Genomic DNA, 3,937 nt, shown 5'->3' with positions numbered 1-3,937 from the left:
GGCGGCGGAGCCGGCGGACACGGTCAGGACCGTACGCCGTGACGGACCGGGCCGCGGGACGGTGCGGCGATGCCCGGCGGAGGAGGGGCGGTACGGCTCCGGCTCCTCGGGAGCGGAAGAGGGCTCCGTGCGGGAGTGGTGCCCGGATCCCGGCTGTTCGCCGTCGGCACCGCCGGGCGGCGGCACCTCGCGCTGTCGGCCCGGGTGCCCGGAGCCGTCGTACGGGCGGCCGGAGCCGGACGCCGACGGGGTCTGGGGGGGACCGGGTGCCTCGTGCTCGAAGTCGTACGCGACCCGGCTCTGCCGCGAGGCGTACGCGGCCCCGTCCCGCTGCGACCTGTAGGCGGGACGTTCCTGCTGGAAGCCGTACGCGGCGGACTCGGGGCCGGTCCCGGTCATGGGAAACGCGACCGGGGTGTTCGGTGCGGCGTCCAGGGTCTGGACCGCCGCCGCGCGCAGCGCGATCGAGGAGGTCACCGACGGGGGCAGCCAGCCGTCACCCGTCAACTGCTCCACGCCCCCCGGCGCGCAGGCGGCGGCCAGCTTGTCCGGGGTGATCCGAAGCCGGGGGTCCTTGGTGAGACAGAGGCTGATGATCTTGTCCAGGGGCTCGGGCACGCCCGTCAGGTCGGGTGCGCTGTGCACGACCTGGTAGAGGAGCGTGGCCGCGGCGGTGCCGCTGAACGGCGCGTGTCCGGCCGCGGCGAACGTGAGCACCGAGCCCAGTGAGAAGACGTCCCCCTCGGGGCCCAGCGGCTCGCCCGTGGCCTGCTCGGGGCACATGTACTCGAAGGAGCCGAAGAGTGCGCCGGAGCGGGTGAGGTCATAGCCGTCGCTCGCCCGGACGATGCCGAAGTCGATGACGCGCGGGCCGTCGGCGGCGAGGAGCACATTGGACGGCTTGAGGTCGCGGTGCACCAGACCGGCGGCCTGTACCGAGATCAGCGCCTCGGCGATGCCGGCGCCCAGTACGAGCACCGACTCCGCCGGGAGCGGGCCGTGCGCGGCGATCGCCTCGGCCAGGGTGGGCCCGGCGATGTAGTCCGTGGCCAGCCACGGGATGGCGCCCTCCGGGTCGGCGTCCACCACGGGCGCGGTGTATCTGCCGCCGACCGCTCCGGCGGCCTCCACCTCGCGGCGGAAGCGGATGCGGAAGTTCTTGTCCCCCATCAGCTCGGGACGGATGGCTTTGACCGCGACGGTCCGCCCTTGTGGGGAGCGCGCCAGATAGACCCGTCCCATCCCTCCTGCGCCGAGCCGTGCCACGAGACGGTAGGGACCTAGCTCCTCGGGATCGTCTGAGCCCAGTGGTTCCATGACCTCAGCTGCCTGTTCGGTGAGGACGGGCGAGGATCGGCCCGCAGGTGGGGGGAGACCGACTGCTCCGGGCGGCTCCCGGTGACCGTTCCCCCAGGTGCTCCGGATCTCCCGGAGCCACGGCCCGCGCTCGGGCCGCCGGTCACGGGTGTCCCGAGTACTGCCCCGGTTCCTGAGCGGGGCCATGGGGCGCGATCGCTCGGACGGGGGTGACGTCAGCCTAGATGCTGGAGTGACAAACGGGCAGCGTTTTCAGCCAGCGCTTTAAACTTCTATTAAGTGAAGGGTTCACGCTTCTCACGTTCTGTACAAGGGGAGTTGACTCGATGTCAGGTGACTCCTGTAAGCAGAGGGCGGCAGTCGAACAACGCCGCCGTGGCCGATCTTCACCGGTCCGTAGCCGGTCCTTCGACGGTCCGACCCACCCGGTTGCCGTTCTCCAACTCGACCGTGCCCGTGCCGTCCGCCAGCGTGTCGAGAGCGGCGAGCACCCGGAGGCCGAGGGTCCCCGGGAGATACCCGGTGAGTTCGGCGCGCGGGACGAGCCGCCACGACAGCAGCTCCGCCTCCTGCAACCGGATCCGCTTCAACTCCTCGTCGGAGAGCACCCCGCCGTCGTACACGTACGCCACCAGCGGAGGCCGCCCCACTCCGTGCACCCAGTCCACGGCGAGCAGCCGCCCCGGCTCGACGTCCAGCCCGATCTCCTCCAGGGTCTCGCGCCGCGCGCCCTGCCTCGGGGTCTCCCCGTCGTCCGACTCGATCGTCCCGCCCGGAAGCGCCCATCCCTCGCGGTAGTTGGGCTCGACGAGCAGCACCCGCCCCTCGGCGTCCCGGAAGAGCGCGGCGGCGCCGGCGAGGACACGGGGCAGGCTCGCGATGTAGGCGGCGAAGTCCGAGGTGGCCATCCGGAAAGGGTAGACGGCCCCGAAGGGCGTGAAATCGGCGCTCGCGGAGCGTAACGACCGGCGCTCAGCAGCCGGAGGCCTCCGCCAACCGCACCGTGCGCTCCGCGAGTTCGCTGATGCGCACCCCGTCGAAGCCGAAGACGGCGCTGCGCACGGTGTCCTCCAACGGGTCCTTCCACCGGTCCGGAATCGCCGCCGCCCCGCACAGCACACCCGCCACCGAACCGGCGGTCGCCCCGTTCGAGTCGGTGTCCAGGCCGGCGCGGACGGTCAGCGCGATCGTGCGGGTGAAGTCGCCCTCGCCGTACAGCAGCCCGGCGGTCAGCACCGCCGCGTTCGGCACGACATGGATCCAGCCCAGCCCGGCCGTCTCCTCACCCACCGTGGTGAGCGTGTCCTCCCAGTCCAACCCGGCGTCGTGCAGCGACACGACCCGGCGCACGGTCCGGGCGAGGCGGCTGCCCGCCGGGATCACCGCCAGGGCCTCGTCCACGGCGGCCCGCACCCCCGGCGCCGTGAACGCCGCCGCGATCAGTGCCGCCGCCCACATCGCGCCGTACACCCCGTTGCCGGTGTGCGAGAGCACCGCGTCGCGCCGGGCCAGCGAGGCCGCGCGCCGGGGCAGGCCCGGGCAGGTCCAGCCATGGACGTCGGCGCGGATGAGGGCGCCGATCCACTCCTGGTACGGGTTGTCGTACGTCGCGGTCAGCGGAGGCTTCAGCCCCTGGGCGAGGTTGCGGTAGGCCGCCCGCTCCGCGGTGAACGTCTGCAGATACGGCAGCCGCAGCAGCCAAAGGTCGCCGACCTGCTCGGTGCTGAAACCGAAACCGTGCGTCTCCAGCAGGTGCAGTCCGAGGATCGCGTAGTCGATGTCGTCGTCGCGGCAGCTGCCGTGGATCCGGCCGCGTACACAACTGCGCCACTCCGGCCGCAGCGCGCGCCCGTCGCTCTCGGTGGCCGGCTCGGGGAGGTAGTCGGTGAGGGGCAGGGCCCCCGCCTGGCGCAGATACCGGTCGATGCGCTCCCGCGTCCACAGGTCCCCCTGCTCGACCGGTTTCCCGAGCATGTTCCCCGCGATCCGGCCCAGCCAGCCCCCGAGAACACGGTCGGCGAGTGCGGCGCCCACAGGGGGCGCGAGGGGTGTCGGGGTGGTGGGCGTCATGGTGGAGGTCTACCCGATCGAGGGCATGGTCGCTCGCGGGGCGGCGTACGGATGGGGCCGTGGCGTGGGCGGCGCACGCGTGTGACGGTGCGGGCGCGCCACCGGCCCATGCGGTGGCGGCCGGGACTCCCCTCCGGGCCGGTGACGGGGTGGGCGCCCGCCGAGGCCCCCGAGGCCCGCCGGGGGCTGTCGGCCGTCGCTCTCCGGCCCGCTCTCCGGTCACCCGCGCGGTGTTCGGAGAGCGGGACGGGGCATGACGTACGGGGCCGGGGCGGTTAGGGTCGCAGCGGCGCGACTGCCTTGACGTGCGCAAGGCCTGATGAGCGAGGGGAACGCAAGGTGGCGAACGCCGCAGTGGACGGGATCGAGACGGACATCGACACGGACACGGCAGTCCCGCGGGTGCTGATCGCCGCGGACAAGTTCAAGGGCACACTGACGGCCGTCCAGGTCGCCGAGCGGGTCACGGCGGGCCTGCGCCGGGTGGTGCCCGATCTGGAGGTCGAGGCGCTGCCGGTCGCCGACGGCGGCGACGGCACGGTGGCCGCGG

4 protein-coding genes are annotated in these 3,937 nt (G+C 73.1%); 1 reads left to right on the top strand and 3 read right to left on the bottom strand.

What is annotated here, in order from left to right:
• The 3 genes from AWZ10_RS02925 to AWZ10_RS02915 form a co-directional block, all read right to left on the bottom strand.
• Nucleotides 1-1,242, bottom strand: a 1,242-nt coding sequence (locus tag AWZ10_RS02925) for a serine/threonine-protein kinase (RefSeq protein ID WP_244172365.1), incomplete at its 3' end; no start/stop codon positions are given.
• A gap of 461 nt (nucleotides 1,243-1,703) precedes the next feature.
• Nucleotides 1,704-2,225 (bottom strand): NUDIX domain-containing protein, encoded by a 522-nt coding sequence (locus AWZ10_RS02920; RefSeq protein WP_060890364.1) that lies wholly within the window; start codon nucleotides 2,223-2,225, stop codon nucleotides 1,704-1,706.
• A gap of 64 nt (nucleotides 2,226-2,289) precedes the next feature.
• Nucleotides 2,290-3,387 carry an ADP-ribosylglycohydrolase family protein gene (locus tag AWZ10_RS02915; RefSeq protein WP_046706918.1) on the bottom strand — a complete coding sequence of 366 codons (1,098 nt, stop codon included), beginning with the start codon at nucleotides 3,385-3,387 and terminating at the stop codon, nucleotides 2,290-2,292.
• A gap of 402 nt (nucleotides 3,388-3,789) precedes the next feature.
• Between AWZ10_RS02915 and AWZ10_RS02910 the strand changes: the two genes are divergently transcribed.
• The coding region (locus AWZ10_RS02910; RefSeq protein ID WP_167365912.1) for a glycerate kinase at nucleotides 3,790-3,937 on the top strand (148 nt) is incomplete at its 3' end.

The sequence above is a fragment of the Streptomyces europaeiscabiei genome (assembly GCF_001550375.1).
GTDB lineage: Bacteria > Actinomycetota > Actinomycetes > Streptomycetales > Streptomycetaceae > Streptomyces > Streptomyces europaeiscabiei.
The sequence above is the reverse complement of the archived record's forward strand: the minus strand, read 5'-3'. Positions and strand labels throughout refer to the sequence as shown.

Coding starts and splice junctions, on each gene's coding strand:
- AWZ10_RS02920 (WP_060890364.1), bottom strand. CDS start 2,225: ATGGCCACCTCGGACTTCGCCGCCTACATCGCGAGCCTGCCCCGTGTC.
- AWZ10_RS02915 (WP_046706918.1), bottom strand. CDS start 3,387: ATGACGCCCACCACCCCGACACCCCTCGCGCCCCCTGTGGGCGCCGCA.